At 59.4% G+C, this 14,950-nt stretch carries 18 protein-coding genes and 1 other RNA gene; 5 read left to right on the forward strand and 14 right to left on the reverse strand.

Features of this window, described 5'->3' with window-relative positions; all coding sequences use genetic code 11:
- Positions 1-181 precede the first annotated feature (181 nt).
- Positions 182-1,261 (reverse strand): NAD(P)-binding domain-containing protein, encoded by a 1,080-nt coding sequence (locus EYB53_RS20950; protein WP_135480701.1) that lies wholly within the window; start codon positions 1,259-1,261, stop codon positions 182-184.
- A gap of 620 nt (positions 1,262-1,881) precedes the next feature.
- On the opposite strand from EYB53_RS20950, the gene EYB53_RS20955 reads away from it, so the two are divergent.
- The 4 genes from EYB53_RS20955 (at position 1,882) to holA (ending at position 6,037) form a co-directional block, all read left to right on the forward strand.
- Entirely contained in the window at positions 1,882-3,390 is a 1,509-nt protein-coding gene (locus tag EYB53_RS20955; protein WP_135480703.1) for a pre-peptidase C-terminal domain-containing protein, read from the forward strand.
- A gap of 18 nt (positions 3,391-3,408) precedes the next feature.
- Complete coding sequence (locus EYB53_RS20960) at positions 3,409-4,554, forward strand: hypothetical protein (RefSeq protein WP_135480706.1); 1,146 nt, start codon at positions 3,409-3,411, stop codon at positions 4,552-4,554.
- Positions 4,555-4,876: 322 nt separating this feature from the next.
- Positions 4,877-5,047: non-coding RNA, 6S RNA (gene ssrS / locus EYB53_RS20965), on the forward strand.
- Between the two features lie 18 nt (positions 5,048-5,065).
- Positions 5,066-6,037 carry a DNA polymerase III subunit delta gene (gene holA, locus EYB53_RS20970; protein WP_135480708.1) on the forward strand — a complete coding sequence of 324 codons (972 nt, stop codon included), beginning with the start codon at positions 5,066-5,068 and terminating at the stop codon, positions 6,035-6,037.
- A 172-nt stretch (positions 6,038-6,209) separates the two neighbouring features.
- On the opposite strand, the gene rpsT is transcribed toward holA, so the two are convergent.
- The gene (rpsT, locus tag EYB53_RS20975) at positions 6,210-6,470 is read right to left on the reverse strand and encodes a 30S ribosomal protein S20 (protein WP_135480710.1); all 261 of its coding nucleotides are present in this window, start codon (positions 6,468-6,470) and stop codon (positions 6,210-6,212) included.
- Positions 6,471-6,557: 87 nt separating this feature from the next.
- On the opposite strand from rpsT, the gene murJ reads away from it, so the two are divergent.
- Positions 6,558-8,171, forward strand: coding sequence for a murein biosynthesis integral membrane protein MurJ (gene murJ / locus EYB53_RS20980; protein WP_135480712.1), 1,614 nt, complete (start codon positions 6,558-6,560; stop codon positions 8,169-8,171).
- Between the two features lie 70 nt (positions 8,172-8,241).
- Here murJ and EYB53_RS20985 read toward each other — a convergent pair whose 3' ends face one another.
- From EYB53_RS20985 to EYB53_RS21030, 12 genes are all read right to left on the reverse strand, one after another.
- The gene (locus EYB53_RS20985; RefSeq protein ID WP_205712712.1) at positions 8,242-8,589 is read right to left on the reverse strand and encodes a DegT/DnrJ/EryC1/StrS family aminotransferase; all 348 of its coding nucleotides are present in this window, start codon (positions 8,587-8,589) and stop codon (positions 8,242-8,244) included.
- Between the two features lie 128 nt (positions 8,590-8,717).
- Positions 8,718-9,134: a type II toxin-antitoxin system VapC family toxin gene (locus EYB53_RS20990; RefSeq protein ID WP_135480717.1), complete on the reverse strand. Its 417-nt coding sequence runs from the start codon at positions 9,132-9,134 to the stop codon at positions 8,718-8,720.
- Positions 9,131-9,340 carry a hypothetical protein gene (locus EYB53_RS20995; RefSeq protein ID WP_135480719.1) on the reverse strand — a complete coding sequence of 70 codons (210 nt, stop codon included), beginning with the start codon at positions 9,338-9,340 and terminating at the stop codon, positions 9,131-9,133. Before EYB53_RS20995 ends, EYB53_RS20990 begins: the two co-directional genes overlap by 4 nt.
- 149 nt (positions 9,341-9,489) lie before the next feature.
- Positions 9,490-9,684: a PIN domain-containing protein gene (locus EYB53_RS26975; RefSeq protein ID WP_503827071.1), complete on the reverse strand. Its 195-nt coding sequence runs from the start codon at positions 9,682-9,684 to the stop codon at positions 9,490-9,492.
- A gap of 127 nt (positions 9,685-9,811) precedes the next feature.
- The gene (locus EYB53_RS21000) at positions 9,812-10,213 is read right to left on the reverse strand and encodes a PIN domain-containing protein (protein WP_135480721.1); all 402 of its coding nucleotides are present in this window, start codon (positions 10,211-10,213) and stop codon (positions 9,812-9,814) included.
- On the reverse strand, positions 10,206-10,460 hold the full coding sequence (locus EYB53_RS21005; protein WP_167857523.1) for a UPF0175 family protein: 255 nt from the start codon (positions 10,458-10,460) through the stop codon (positions 10,206-10,208). The genes EYB53_RS21000 and EYB53_RS21005 overlap by 8 nt, the downstream gene beginning before the upstream one ends.
- Before the next feature lie 997 nt (positions 10,461-11,457).
- The gene (locus tag EYB53_RS21010) at positions 11,458-11,673 is read right to left on the reverse strand and encodes a DegT/DnrJ/EryC1/StrS family aminotransferase (protein WP_307726717.1); all 216 of its coding nucleotides are present in this window, start codon (positions 11,671-11,673) and stop codon (positions 11,458-11,460) included.
- A 222-nt stretch (positions 11,674-11,895) separates the two neighbouring features.
- A complete protein-coding gene (locus EYB53_RS21015) occupies positions 11,896-12,066 on the reverse strand; it encodes a hypothetical protein (protein WP_167857524.1) in 171 nt (56 codons plus the stop codon).
- 170 nt (positions 12,067-12,236) lie between these two features.
- Positions 12,237-12,623, reverse strand: coding sequence for a hypothetical protein (locus EYB53_RS21020; RefSeq protein ID WP_135480725.1), 387 nt, complete (start codon positions 12,621-12,623; stop codon positions 12,237-12,239).
- The gene (locus tag EYB53_RS26705; RefSeq protein WP_371879145.1) at positions 12,620-12,835 is read right to left on the reverse strand and encodes a DUF5674 family protein; all 216 of its coding nucleotides are present in this window, start codon (positions 12,833-12,835) and stop codon (positions 12,620-12,622) included. The genes EYB53_RS21020 and EYB53_RS26705 overlap by 4 nt, the downstream gene beginning before the upstream one ends.
- A gap of 631 nt (positions 12,836-13,466) precedes the next feature.
- Positions 13,467-13,949 (reverse strand): ribonuclease toxin HepT-like protein, encoded by a 483-nt coding sequence (locus tag EYB53_RS21025; protein ID WP_135480727.1) that lies wholly within the window; start codon positions 13,947-13,949, stop codon positions 13,467-13,469.
- Positions 13,946-14,338: a nucleotidyltransferase family protein gene (locus EYB53_RS21030; RefSeq protein WP_135480729.1), complete on the reverse strand. Its 393-nt coding sequence runs from the start codon at positions 14,336-14,338 to the stop codon at positions 13,946-13,948. Before EYB53_RS21030 ends, EYB53_RS21025 begins: the two co-directional genes overlap by 4 nt.
- Positions 14,339-14,950: the final 612 nt, after the last annotated feature.

Genomic DNA, 14,950 nt, shown 5'->3' on the forward strand with positions numbered 1-14,950 from the left:
CTTCCTCTGATGAAAATAGGAAAGATAGGGTAGGGAAAACGAGAACCCTGCCCTCTTGAACCTGCCCTGGGAAAAAGCATCCCGGCTTTCTCACAAAGCGTATGACAAATATTACACGGTGCGTTATAAAAAGTATAACAAATACCTATGAGACCTGTCAAGCCATAAATAACGCAGAGTGTCAATTTGCCTCAAATTGCTCAAAGGCGAGCCCATAGGTACGGGCGGGAATATCACCAAGCGTTGTCGGCCAGAGGCCCGTCACGGCGCGGGTGATCTTGCCGGCGTGGTCGTGACAATTTTCGATAAAGAGCGAGTAGCGCTGCTGAACACCCGCCGCCACTGTGCCTGCGACATACACACCGGGGACATTCGTCTCCATTGTTTCGGGATCAAACCGGGGAACCCGATTCGAGCCTTCGAGCAATACGCCCACCTCTTCGAGCAGGCTCTGGTCGCCGCGAAAGCCGGTTGCCAACAAGACAAAATCGGTCGCGTGGCGCAGCGTTGGGCCAGGCACTGGTTCGCCGTCAACGGTACGCACGAATTCAACATAATCAGGCGTAATCGCCACCGGCATCGTTTCGGGCAAAAAACGGATCGTCCCGGCTTCGATCTGGGCCAGCAGATCGGGCATGAGCCAGTGCTTCACCCGGCGCTCATCAAAGGTCGCACGCCGATAGCTAATCGTCACCTGGGCACCGGCCCGCCAGCAACGGAGAGCGGCTTCGACGGCGGAATTTTTGCCGCCAACAATCAGCAACCGGCGCCGAAAATAGTCGTGCGGATCACGAAAATAGTGACTCACATGGGGCAGATCCTCACCGGGAAGATCGAGGCGAAGGGGCCAGTGCATATCGCCAATCGCAAAGACCACCCGTACCGCCTGATAGGTGCGTGGCCCGGTGCGATGGCTCGTCTGCAGCGTAAATGCCCCGACCGAGCCAGTCACGCTGGTCACCGGCTCGTAGCTATTGATATGCAGGTCAAACTGCTCGACGACCGCCCGCAGATAGGCCAGATACTCTTCGCCGGTCGTGCGTTGCTGATGATTATTGGGGATCGGCACCCCCGCAATCGCAATGCGCTCGCTCGTACTAAAAAAGGTTGTCTGGCGCGGCCACCAGGTCATCGTATGACCAATCTGACCCACATCGAACTGCACATAGCGTACCCCTCTGAGCTTGAGACAAACGGCGAGTTCAAGGCCAATCGGCCCGGCGCCAATAATAGCGATGTCGTACGGTTGCTGCGTAGGCATGATGTGTTCCTTTCCTGCATAGTTATTGCATCTTCCGTGTATGCACCCCGCCAGGGCACCCGCAAGGGCTGCCCCTACACCGGCCCCGCCCAGGGCACCCGCAAGGGGTGCCCCTACACCCGGCCCCGCCCAGGGCACCCGCAAGGGGTGCCCGTACACCCGGCCCCGCCCAGGGCACCCGCAAGGGGTGCCCCTACACCGACACCGGGCCCGGCCCCCGGCCCCGCCCAGGGCACCCGCAAGGGGTGCCCGTACACCCGGCCCGGCCCAGGGCACCCGCAAGGGGTGCCCCTACACCGACACCGGGCCCGGCCCCCGGCCCCGCCCAGGGCACCCGCAAGGGGTGCCCGTACACCCGGCCCGGCCCCTGTAGGGGCACCCCTGGCGGGTGCCCCTACAGGGGGCGGGTGCCCCTACAGGGGGCGGGTGCCCCGTTGTTGCCGGGTGCCGCCGTTTGCGCCGCTGGTTGCATGCACATGCTGCCACATAGCGCGTATGTTTGTATCCGGTTTCGTATGATGCAATCGCCCTGTATAGTTGCGGGCTCTTATCTTGACATGGAGTAACCCTCATGAGTATAATACTCAAGATTCTACTTCTGTTAGGAGCCGCGTGTATTCATGAACCACCGTATACACTGGCGCAATGCCGCGGTTGCCACGTTCATTATCGTTGCACTCTTTCTCGCGGTAACTGCCCCTTTCACCTCACTTCCGCTCAGTGCGCAAACCGCTATTACGGTTGATCCTCCCACCCCTGCCATCAGCGTTGCCCCTGGTGGGACAAATCAGATTCTGATTACCGTGACGAATAATAGCATTCCCGGTGCGGTGGATCGTACGTTTACCCTTGCTTTTATCAATATTCCCGCTGGGATTCAGCTCGCTCCCTCTGGTTCGACCTTCATTGCTGTCGGTTCGTCGCAGCAGATCAGTATTGGCGCTGCAGTGGCGAGCACGGTTGCGCCAGGGGTCTATACGATTGCCGGCAATATTACCGGTACTGCTCCGGGTCAGACGAATGTGACGCAGAGTATCTTTTTGCAGCTTACCGTCACTGGGGCAACGTTTACCCCAACGCCAACAACGACGCCAACACCCCGTCCGGCGACCGCCACACCAACCCGTGGCCCGGTCTGTCGTGATGGCTTTGAGGATGATAACAGCCCGGCCGCAGCCAAAGTGATTGATGTTGATACCTCGCAGGAACGGGCGATCTGCCCCGCAGGCGATGTTGACTGGCTTGTGTTTGGCGGGGTCGAGGGCAAGGTCTATACGATTGATATTGCAAGTCAGTCACCTGGGCTCGATCTGAGCCTCGAAATCTTTGACGCGAACCTGAATAGTATCGCCTTTAATGACGATTTCTTCAACCGCACCCCCGGGAGCCCCAATCCAGGTGATACGCGCCCCCGCATTACCATCCGTATCCCTGCTGATGGGCGATACTATATTCGGGTGCGTGATGTTGCCGGACGCGGTGGGGTGGATTTTCGGTATGTGATTGCGCTACTCAGCGGGAGCTACGGCCCAACACCAACCTTGGTCACCAATGTCTGCCTCGATCTCTTTGAGCCCGATGGTCTGCCTGAGCAGGCGAGGCTGATCACATCGAATGAACTTCAGGAGAATCGTGCGCTCTGTCCTGATGGCGATGCTGACTGGGTAAGCTTCTTTGGCAAGACGGGCAAGCGTTACATTATGTATACCGATACGCGGCGCTATGTTGGGCGCACCAGGGTGAACGAGGATACACAGGCGGGCGCGGATACGGTGATGGTGCTGACTGATCGCGATGGGGTCTCGGTCATTGACATCAATGACGATATCCCGGGCGGCAATTCGCTCGACTCACAGATCGAGTTTATTCCTCAGGTTGATGGCTTCTATTTTGTGCAGATCAAGAATGTCGGCGATATTGGCAATCAGTTTATTCGCTACGATCTTGTTCTGTTGCTCTGTTTGCCGGGGCAAACCGATTGTGGCCGGACGACGATCACCGGGTTGCCGATTAACCCGATTACGCCCGTGCCGACCGGCACGCCTGATCGTGAGTTTGTGCTTGATCAGCCAACCGCGAACCCAACCAATACGCCCACACCTACGCCCACACCTACGCCTACGCCATAAAACCCTGTTGCCCAGGCTATGTATACACCCATTCGTGACGATACGCGCGAACTCGAAGTGCTGGTCAGCCAATTGGCTGACCAGACTGGTTCTCGGTTGGCGACGTCGCAGGGTGAGGCAACGGTGGCTGCGTTTGTCAATGGGCGGCTGCGCCATGCAGGGATGGGCGTCGGTACCTACGAAATACGCGTAGTTCCGCACCAAGGGCATTGGTATCGCTGGCCGGCCCTGCTGGGGCTGGTGGCGGCATTGCTGACGCCGCTGCTGCCATTGCCATCGCTGGCCCTGGCACTGATCGTCTTCGGGTGGCTCTTGCTCGATAGTCTGGGCATGCCGTTGCCCCCGCCAGGGCGTCGCTATGCCAGCCAGAATATTGTGGGTACCCGAGCGATTGCCGGCGCAATGGGGCTTGAACCGGCAGTGCCACGCTGGCACGTCTTGCTGCTGGCCCCCCTCGATATGGCGCTGGCGCACCGTGGGCTTGCCGCGCTGTGCGGGACAGGGCCAATCGCCGCGCTTGGACGAGTCGTGATTGCCACCGTGACGATCCTCGCGGCCGGGATGAGTCTCTTGCTCCCCGGTCTTCCATGGCTGATGAGTCTGCCTGGTGTGCTGGGCTATCTGCTGTTGCTGGTTGCCGCCCTGCGCCCGCCAACGCCGGCCAGTCCCGATGGCGGCCTGGCAACCCTGGCAACGATGTTGGCCGCAGTGCAACGCCTTGGCACGCTGACCAACGTCGAGGTGTGGGCCGTCGCGGTTGGGGCCGTTGCCAGCGACCGGCGTGGCGTCACTAATCTGCTCGCTCGGTTCCCCTTTGACCGTACCCGAACCCTTTGCATTGCACTAGAGCCGCTGGTGGGCAACCAGGTGGTCATTGCGAGCCGCGAACGGGCAGGGGGCGTGGCTGATCCGCTCTTGCTGGAACTGGCGCTGGAAGCCGACGCAGCCGATCCCCAGATCGATGCTGAACCGCAGATCCTGGCGCAACGGGGGCGGCTAGCAAGCATTCTGCGGCGTCACGGCTATCGAACCGTGACTATTCTGGCACGACCTGCACCGGGGGCGCTGGCGCAGAACAGTGATCCTGCCGCGATGCCGCGGCTGGTGGAACGCACGACACGGCTGATTGTGGGCATCGTGCGAGGTCTGGAGGCCAAGGGATGAAGGATCTGGGGAGACCTGGCAGGTGGGCGGCGCAAGGCTCCTGGGGATAGCGGAAGGGTTGCCTGCCGCTCACCTGCCAGGTCTGAGGGTGCTTCACGGCGGCACCCGGCAACACCAGGGCACCCGGCAACACCTAGGGCACCCGGCAACACCTAGGGCACCCGGCAACACCTAGGGCACCCGCAAGGGGTGCCCCTACAGGGCAGGGCCCGGTGTAGGGGCACCCCTTGCGGGTGCCCTGGTGGGGTGCATGCACGGAAGATGCAATCGCCCTGGTGCTTCGGCCTTACTTGCGTAACGTGCGCGGTCGTGGTAGGATCAGACTATCCTCGGCTGCACGTGGGTGGGTATGTGTTTTGAGCCAACACTGTTTCGATGGGAGCTTTGCTCTAACGAGTTGAGTTATGCGGCGGGCCGCAGATACTCACAGGCGGGCACCCACCTGCGCTTGCAGGTTCGAAACTGACCCATTCACGGCATGTCGAGGTAAATTTTTCTGAGCGGTGTGGTTATGCTCTATCTCTTCTACGGCCCTGATGAACTGGCGCGCAGCGAGGCGGTTGCCGAGTTGTGTGCATGTGTGCCGGCGGACGTGGCAGAGTTGAATATTAGTCGGCTCGATGGGCGGCGGCTAAAGCTTGAGACACTGGCGGCGGCGTGTGAAGCGATGCCCTTCCTGGCCGATCAGCGCCTGGTCATTGTGAGCGATGCGCTGAAGCATACGAAGGCGGGCAAAGAGCGCGACGAACTGCGGGCGTACCTCGAGCGGGTGCCCCCGGCATGCCTGCTGGTTTTTATTGAGGGTGACGATGTTGACCGCCGGAGTGTGCTCTTTACGCAGTTGAAGAAGAGCGGGGAGTTGCGCGAGTTTCAGCCCCCCCAGGGCGGCGAACTGGTGCGCTGGGTGACGGAACGGGCCCGTCGCTTTGGGGTGCGCCTTGATCCACCGGCTGCCCAGCACGTGATCGAGCTCGCGGGCGGTGATCCGCGGACGCTCCAGACGGAACTGGAGAAGCTGGCGACCTATGTGGGGCGGAAGGGGACGATCACGTCGGCAACGGTCGATCTGCTGGTACAGGATAGTCAGGAACAGAATCTCTTTGCGTTCCTCGATGATCTCAGTACGCGGCGCATCGGCGCGGCGCTACGCGGGGCACACGCCCTGCTCGAAGATGGTCAGGCCCCGACCTATATTCTCTTTATGCTCGCCCGTCAGATCCGCATTCTCCTGGGTGTCCAGGAACTCGTCGCCCAACGGATGCGGCCTGATGCGATTGCCGCCGAATTAGGGCAAAAGCCCTTTGTCGTGCGCAAGGCCATTGAGCAGGCGCGGGCCTTTGGGCCTGGTGAACTGAGCGAATTGCACGCCCGCCTGCTCGAACTCGACCTTGCCACCAAAACCGGGCGCATCCAGCCCGAGACCGCGCTTGAGCTCTTTGTGGCTGAAACGTGCGTTGGGAAGGGTCTAGGGTCTAGGGTCTAGGGTCTAGGGTCTAGGGTCTAGGGTCTAGGGTTTAGGGTCTAGGGTCTAGGGTCTAGGGTTAACGTCGTGAGACCTCACAGGTCTGCTAGACCTGTGAGGTCTTCAAGATCTGTGAGGTCTCACGAGGGTATTGAGACCCTTTGCGCCTTGGCGCCTTTGCGTCAAATTGCGGTTAGGCGCTAGCGGCGTTCAGTTTCTTCATCAGGCGTGATTTGCGGCGGGCAGCATTGTTTTTGTGAATAATGCCTTTAACGGCTGCTTTATCGAGCGTGCTAATAGCGTCGCGCACGGCCTCTTCATCGGGGGTGCCGCTGAAGATCGACGTTTCGGCCTTTTTAACCATTGTTTTGACACGCGAGCGATAGACCGTATTGCGCTCGTGTTTGCGTGCATTGCTCCGAATGCGCTTCTTTGCCGACTGTGTGTTCGCCAAGGATGGGTACCTCCGGTATAATCCAGGTTACGCTTCGTTTTTGTATTCTTCCCGCTAACGGTTAAGTATAGCAGAAGGGTTCCGTCCGTGCAACTTGGGATGCTGTTGCGCCGCGTGCGCGACGGGGCGTTGGGCAATAGTCTGATTGTGATGGCCGGCTTTGTGCTGAGCCGGGTGACGGGGTTGCTGCGCGATATGGTGGCAACCTATCTTTTTGGCACCTCGGCGGAAGCGGCGGCCTATCGGACGGCTTTTTCGGTGGTGGATCTGCTCTATCTGGTGATTATTGGTGGGGCATTGGGAAGCAGTTTTATTCCGGTTTTTATTGAGACGTGGGAGCGTGACGGTAAAGAGCGAGCCTGGCACGTGGCGAGTGCGGTAGTCACCTGGGCGCTGCTGATCTTGAGTATGGCGAGTGTGGTCATTTTCCTGGCTGCGCCGTGGCTCATTGCCACGCTTTATGGTGGGCAAGATTTTGATCAGGCCACGCTGGATCTGAGCACGCAGCTGACGCGGCTCTTTCTGCTTTCGCCGCTGTTGCTGGGGCTCGGTGGGTTGGCGATGGCGGCGCTGAATGCACGGGATCGCTTTACGCTGCCTGCCATGGCGCCTTCGATCTACAACCTTGGCATCATCGGGGGCGCACTGGTTGGGCAAGCGTTCGGCCTCGGCATCTGGGGGATGGCCTGGGGCGTCGTGATTGGCGCCCTCTTCTACCTGCTCGTCCAGATCCCGGGGCTGTATGCGCTCGAGATGCGCCTGCGGCTTCATCTGGGGCGCGGGATCGAACAGGTCAAGCGCATTGCCCGCCAGATGGGGCCACGCGTACTCGGGCAGGCCGCCGCCCACATCAGCCTCGTCGTCACGCTCGTGCTCGCGGCGCGGCTCAGCGACGGCACCGCCAAAGTCGCGGGGCTTGGCTATGCCTACCAACTGATGCTGCTGCCGTACGGCATCTTTTCGCTGAGTCTAAGCCAGGTCGCCTTTCCGCGGCTCGCCCGGCTCGTCGCCGAAGAGCGCTACGACGACTTTAGCAACGACATTCGGCGGACGCTGGGCACCATTCTCTGGCTCACCCTGCCGGCGACGGCCATCCTGCTCACCCTGGGTTTCCCCATCAGCCGCGTGCTCTTTCAACGGGGGGCCTTTGACACCGCCTCGCTGCAACACACCACCAACGCCCTGATGGGCTACGCACTCGCGCTGCCTGCCTTTGCCACCTCGGAGATCCTGATCCGCGCCTTCTATGCGATGCAGCGCACCTGGACACCCGTGCTGATCGGGATGGGCCAGGTTGCACTGAACCTGAGCCTCGGCATCTTCTTTCTCCGTGCGGGCAATGATGTAACCAGTCTCGCCTTTGCCTTCAGCATTGCCAACAACATCGAAGCCTTGCTGCTGCTACTGGTGCTTGGCAACGCCATCCCAGGGATCTGGGCGCAACCGGCGCTCTGGCGGAGTGTCGGGGTAGCGGTGATCGCGTCGGGGATCATCGGGGCGGGCTTGCTACTGCTGACGATCGTTTCACAGGGAGCGATACCAGCGCTGACGGCGACGCACCCATATGTCTGGACCGAAGATATGATCGCGTTGAGCGCCTGGTTGGTTGGAGCGCTGGCGCTCGCGGGGGCGGCGTACCTTGGGCTGAGTCTCATCGGGCGAGCCGCGCCGGCGGAGGCGCTGAGGGCACGGGTTCGCTGAGAACGCGGCTATTGATTGACGCAAAGGCGCAAAGGCGCAAAGATTCTTTTTACACCTTTGCGCCTTCGCGTCAAAATGTTCGCCGCATCACCGCCACCACGCGCTCGAGGTCTTGCTCGCTGAGGTTCGAGCCCGAGGGGAGGCAGAGGCCATCCCGAAAGAAGGCTTCGGCGACGCTGCCCCCACTGCGTTCGGAGCGTTCAAAGATGGGCTGGAGGTGCATTGGTTTCCACCCTGGGCGCGCTTCGATGTGCTCGGCTTCCAGCGCTACGCGGATCGCCTCGCGATCAGTGCCGCTTTGCGCCGGGTCAATGGTGATCACGGTGAGCCAGCGCGTGTGCCGCCCCCACGAGGGTGTTTTGACGCCAAGACGCAGAGACGCAAAGATCTTTTTTCGACCTTCGCGCCTTTGCGTCAAAAGCAGCCGTTCCCCCTACCACCCACATCAAAAACGCCGTGTTGCCCAGGGACTTGCCCTGGCAACACGGCACCCTCCAGACGCCAATCAAGCAGTTTCAAACGCTGTCTAAGCTCTAATGGAACGCTTCAATCGCCCGGCTCAAGCATATAACCTGCCTGCGTAAAATGATGATCAAAAGTAAATGCGGTTGTTAGTTGATATTGATTCATTACTATAAATGAAATGCAATCCGTCAATGAATATTGTTTATCTTCATGTCTGACAAAGTAGCGCCATCCCTGATAAAAAAGTTCTTCGTCAATGTGTGCCAGCGTAACTTTGGCGCTGGTCAAGAGGCGTGTTCCAACAGAAACAGCTTTCGCATGATAGTGACGGCTATTGAAAAACGTGACGACCTCATCAAACACATATGAGGTTGTCACAAAATACGGAAGGTTCTGACGGAACGTTTGCCAGTGCCGTTGGGCATGCTCGTGATTCTGATCATTGCGCAGTTCGAGTGCGAGCAGATAGCTTGTATCGAGAAAGTACCTCTGTCTCATGGTGTAAGATAGATGTCATGCGCAATAGAAGCATCAGAAATATCAAGTACAACCGGATCATCTCCAAGTGATGCAAGTGGGTCACTCTCCATTACGATGGGCGTGATAATAATGGTATCGTCTTCATGGCGTATCTCAACTTCAGCAACACCTTGCAACCATTCACGAGGGATGACAAGGCCTTGTTCCGTCACGTGCGCTCGCATACTGCCTCCCTTGCTTCACAAAACGACTGCTACCTTCCAGGATACCATATCTTTGCACGCCCTACCAGGGAGGCTTTCTGAACACCAAGACACCACGCTTGCGCTTGAACCTTTGCGCCTTCGCGCCAATGGCCCCTATTCTTCTCCGGCTAATGTGAGCACCGCCGCTCGTGTATGAGGTGCCAGGCGGAAACGCAGAGCCTGCCTTCTTCGAGTTCGGCGACAACCACAGGCGGAACGGTGAGCCGACCAACAAGTGTGCGCACAACGTCGAGTAGTCCTACCTGATGCACGTACTGGAGGGGGGACGTATTGCAGATGATCTCAGGCAAGGCGCTCCTCACGTTGAAGTTGTTCCTCGGTCAAGCGGAGGTTCTTTTTGAATCTCTGCGCCTTGGCGTCAATCAACCGCCGTACACGCACCGCACCACCACCGCCACGCGCTCCAGGTCGGCACCATATGCTGCCAGATCAAGCGTCTTTCTCACCTGCCAATTCCAGCGCCTCCTCGTATAAATTAAGCGCAAGATGAAACCCGCATCGCTTTAAGTCATCTAAGAGTGGCTGAACTGCCAGCCCAGCCACATAGCCCTCACGCGACCTGGCATAGGCTATCACAGCTTGCTCACCTGGCCCCAGCCGATTAGGTGGTAAGGCAGCTTGTTCACTGTGATCAACAGAGACCGCCAGCATCCAATTGAACTTGCCAGGATTGATCGTATCTGGCCGCATCAAGCGCCCCATGTCCAACTCTAAGCAAACCAACTCCGGCACATAGACCGGTTCAAAAAGAGCGTGAAGCAGACCGATCTGACCGATGCGATCCAGATACAGCAACAGGGTGGTATCGCAAACCAGAGGCCGTCTACTCATCGGCTAACTCGCGGTGCAGATCTTCCCCCGTGATTGCCGACACAGGAATATCGTAGTCAGCACACAAATCCAAAAACATCATGCGTGGCACACCTGCCATATGGGCCGCAGCACCGGATGAGAGTTTACCTATACGAAAGAGCATCAGCGCCGCGTACAGCCGCATATCACGCGCCAGTTCTTCCGGTGTCCGATTAAGCATCTGCGGAATATCCCCTGGCAACTGTATTTCCACTACATCGTACATCGTTGTCTCCTCTGCCAAGCGATGGCCCTGCCCATCCATCGTGTAGCCTATCGCCCACTGCCGAGCAAACGGGCGCGACATGTGCGTGTTTACGCTTTTCCTGGGAATGAGGGCAGCTTGCCCTCATACGGCACGACGAGGGCGGGACGCCCTCGCGCCAAGGCTTGTAGGTTCCCCCAAGCTGGCACCGGGGCGGCACACCCTACACCCTACACCTAAACATCCGTCAGCAAGTGCTATAGCAAAGCTATGGGGGTAGTGTACCGCACCACGAGCAGAAAATCCACCCGTCGCGCAAGGCCGACGCCACGGCGTTCCGGAGGTTGTAACGCAGAGGCGCGGAGGCGGGGAGGCGCGGAGGTTCAAGAGGAGCCACGATCTTCCGGTTCTTTGTTGGAAACCGGGGCTTGCACATCGCGCGTCAACTGAACGAAACGCCGAGCGGATCGCAATGCATCATCAGCACTTTGTTGCGTACATAAAGCCCAAGGCATCCTCCGCCACCCCGCCGCACCAGCATTGTCACCCGCTGCGCTCTCCCTGTCACCCCGCCGCGCCAGCCATGTCACCCGCCGCGCCAGCCATGTCACCCCGAGCGCAGCGAGGGGTCTTCCCTGCGCCGCAGGGAAGATTCCTCACTCCGTTCGGAATGACATGGATGGCGTTGGCACCCCGCTGCGCTCTCCCTGTCACCCCCACCGCACCCTCCATGTCACCCCGCCGCGCCAGCCTTGGCACCCGCCGCGCCAGCCTTGGCACCCCGAGCGCAGCGAGGGGTCTTCCATGCGCCGCAGGGAAGATTCCTCACTCCGTTCGGAATGACATGGATGGCGTTGGCACCCCGCTGCGCCCACCTTGTCACCCCGAGCGGAGCGAGGGGTCTTCTATGCACAGCACGGAAAATCGCCTTTTGTGCATCCTGAGCCAGCAGGCGAAGTCGCGACAGCCATTCCCCGCAAAATCTCGTCTTGAATCTCTGCGCCTTTGCGCCTTTGCGTCAACATGCGCACCGCACGACCGCCACCACGCGCTCGAGGTCTTCCAGGGTGAGGTTCGAGCCCGAGGAGAGGCAGAGGCCGTCGCGGAAGAATGCTTCGGCGACGCTGCCCCCGCTGCGTTCGTAGCGTTCAACGATGGGCTGGAGGTGCATTGGTTTCCACCCTGGGCGCGCTTCGATGTGCTCGGCTTCCAACGCTACGCTGTTTTGACGCAAAGGCGCAAGGGCGCAAAGATCTTTTTTCGACCTTCGCGCCTTGGCGCCTTTGCGTCAAGATCATCGCCGTTCCCCCCGCCCCGCCACACCACAAACGCCGTGGCACCCAGGCGAGGCCCTGGTACCACGGCGTTTTGGGGTGTACCACAGAGACACGGAGACACAGAGTTTGTTTTTTTACCTTTACGCCGTTGCGCCTTTGCGTCAAAATGTCCCCCCACGCTACACTGCGTTGCGCTGAGCAACGGTGCGTTCGGTGACGACAACGGTGCGCCAGAGCAGGGCGGCGCTCAGCAGCGGGACGATGCTTGCGGCGCTCGCACGGCCAGGCACGGCGCTCATCCAGAGCAGGGCGATGATCACGCCGAGCACGTCCCATCCAAGGTAGAGCAAAGTGACCCTGCGGTGACTCCTTCCGGCGATGACGAGGCGTTGGTAGAGGTGCGAACGGTGCGCGGCGAAGATGTTTTCGCTGGGGCGTCAGCGATGCAGAAGGATGAAAGAGGCGTCAAAACGCATGGTGCAGATTGGCGTTTGGGCAGGCGCGTGCTGGCAGATTTCACTTACCGCAACTGCTCAAACTCCGCTGCCAAACCCGATCCTGAAAGCAAATTCTCGCTCTGGCGCAAGACCTGATCGGCCCACTGCTTCGCCTGCACAGCCAGCAGGCTGCGCTGGAACGGATAATGCTGCGCATCGGGCCAGGCCTGGCGCCACAGCGCCAACATCACTTGTAAGTTGACCAATTCCTCAGCGATTTCGGCTGGCGCTTCTGCTGCAGTCCACTCGATCAGATACTGGCTTTCTTCTAGCATGGCTGCGGCTGCGGCTGCGCCCGTTGCGCGCCGCGCAGAAGATGCAACACGGCTCAAGTCGGCTGCCAGGCCAGCCAGGCGTACAGGCAATGCATCTTTGAGATAGCGCTCACGAATGCGGTCTCGGTTGGTCATGATATGCCTCCAAGCAGTTCCTGTGTAATCTCTGATACCTTGTGACGGATGTCATCGCTTTGGATAACCATGCTACGGTTGCCCAATCGCGGCCGAATGTTGATCAACGATTCATACTCAATCTGCTGCTCATCCGGATACCAGTTTGCTCCCCAAAGATCGTCTTGCTCGCTGCCTTGCGCCAATAGCAACGCCTCACAATCTGCGTGCATCTCACCGCCGCCAGCCAATGTGCGCCGGCGGATCCACGACGATCTTCACCATGGGCGAGTAGACTTCCAGCATATCCTGGAGTTGTTGATGGGTTGCCCGACTGTCTAGCAGATGGATCATGTGTACTCCAGGCAAGTCACGTGTAACGACATTGTTGCCATACGCGGCAGTTCATTATACACACCAAGTTGCTCTGGTCAATGGACTTGACCTTGTGCCGGAAACGCACTGAACCCAGAAAGCCGTGCTTCTCTGCGCAATCTGCGATATCTGCAGATCGAGAACACTCAGGATTGATCCGCAGAGCACGCAGAGGATCGACGCGCCGCCGCCTCGACGCGTCCGACGCCCCGCCACAGCAGGGCGGCGCTCAGCAGCGGGACGAGGCTTGCGGCGCTCGCACGGCCAAGCACGGTGCTCATCCAGAGCAGGGCGCGCTTCGATGTGCTCGGCTTCCAACGCCACGCTGTTTTGACGCAAAGACGCAAGGGCGCAAAGATCTTTTTTACCTCTTTGCGCCGTTGCGCCTTGGCGTCAAAATGACAGGCGTACCACGGCGTTCCGGAGGTTGTAACGCGGAGGCGCGGAGGTTCTTTTTTTACCTTTGCGCCTTTGCGTCAAAAAGCAGCCTTATGGCGCTGTATTGTCGAGATCACGCAGAAATGCGGTGAAACTCGCCAGTTCGGTGCTGAGCTGTTGATAACATGGACGCAGGTTCTGCGTCAACTCTTGCAGGCGAAGTGGGCGTAAATTGAAGGTATAGACGTTGCGCACGACGTGACGAAAACCTCGATATTCGTCCAGAGAGAACCGGGTCGTCTGGATGATCGCGGCGGGGCGTACACCGTCAATGGCTGCTGACATTTGCAACAGCAGATCACGATGCCAATCCGAGCCCGTTGGAACACTCTCGTCCAGGGTGCGCGCAATGTCTTCGAAAATGCGTTCCACGCCAGCATAGAATCCGTGCAGGTTCAGCGCAACGCCGTCGAGATAGTCTGCGTCATTTTGCTGCTGCGCTTTGCCCAGCAGTGCTTCGGCGCGGCTGACGACTTGTTCTAGATCGTGCAGCGATGCCTGCATGCGACCGGCCAGCGCAGTGTAGGCGCTCATAGCGTTACACCGGTGGTTTCGATCATGGTCACGAGGTCACTGGGCAAGGCTTCAGCGCGGAGCAGATCGATCGCGATCGATGGATCGAGGTCAATGAGTCGGGAGACGGCGCGGTAGTACCTGGCCTCATCCAAGCCCCACACCACCAGGTCAATGTCAGAGTGGGGGGAAAAGAGTTCATTGCGGGACAATGAACCGAACAAGACCACCCGCGTGACGTCATATGTGGTCTTGAGCAGCACCGCTGCGCGATGGGCGGTTTGCCACGCTGTCTGGCGTCGCACCTCCAGTGCCTCGCGCTGCTGGGCCATGCGCCGATGCGCTGTGGCACGATACTGGCGCATCTGCTCGGGATCAATCAGGCTTTGTTCCGTCACGTGTGCTCGCATACGGCCTCCGATGCTTGCTGTGCCTTCCAGGATACCATATCTTGGTGGGCTCTACCAGGGATGCGTTTTGACGCAAAGACGCGAAGGCGCAAAGATCCTTTTTGACGCAAAGACGCGAAGGCGCAAAGATCCTTTTTGAACCTTTGCGTCTCTGCGCCTTTGCGTCAACATGACGGGCGTTCCGGAGGTTGTAACGCAGAGACTCAGAGGCGCGGAGGCGCGGAGGTTCAAGAGGAATCCGGTTCTTTGTTGGAAACCAGGGCTTGCACATCGCGCGTCAACGGAACGAAACGCCGAGCGGATCGCAATGCATCATCAGCACTTTGTTGCGTACATAAAGCCCAAAGCATCCTCCTTGTCACCCCGCCGCGCCCGCCCTGTCACCCCGCCGCGCCATCCATGTCACCCCGAGCGCAGCGAGGGGTCTTCCATGCGCCGCAGTGAAGATTCCTCACTGCGTTCGGAATGACATGGATGGCGTTGGCACCCCGCTACGCGTCCTTGCCACCCCGCCGCGCCATCCATGTCACCCCAAGCGCCATCCATGTCACCCCGCCGCGCCAGCACTGTCACCCCGAGCGCAGCGAGGGGTCTTCGATGCGCCGCAATGAA

It is taken from the genome of Candidatus Chloroploca mongolica (assembly GCF_004762035.2).
Lineage (GTDB): Bacteria > Chloroflexota > Chloroflexia > Chloroflexales > Chloroflexaceae > Chloroploca > Chloroploca mongolica.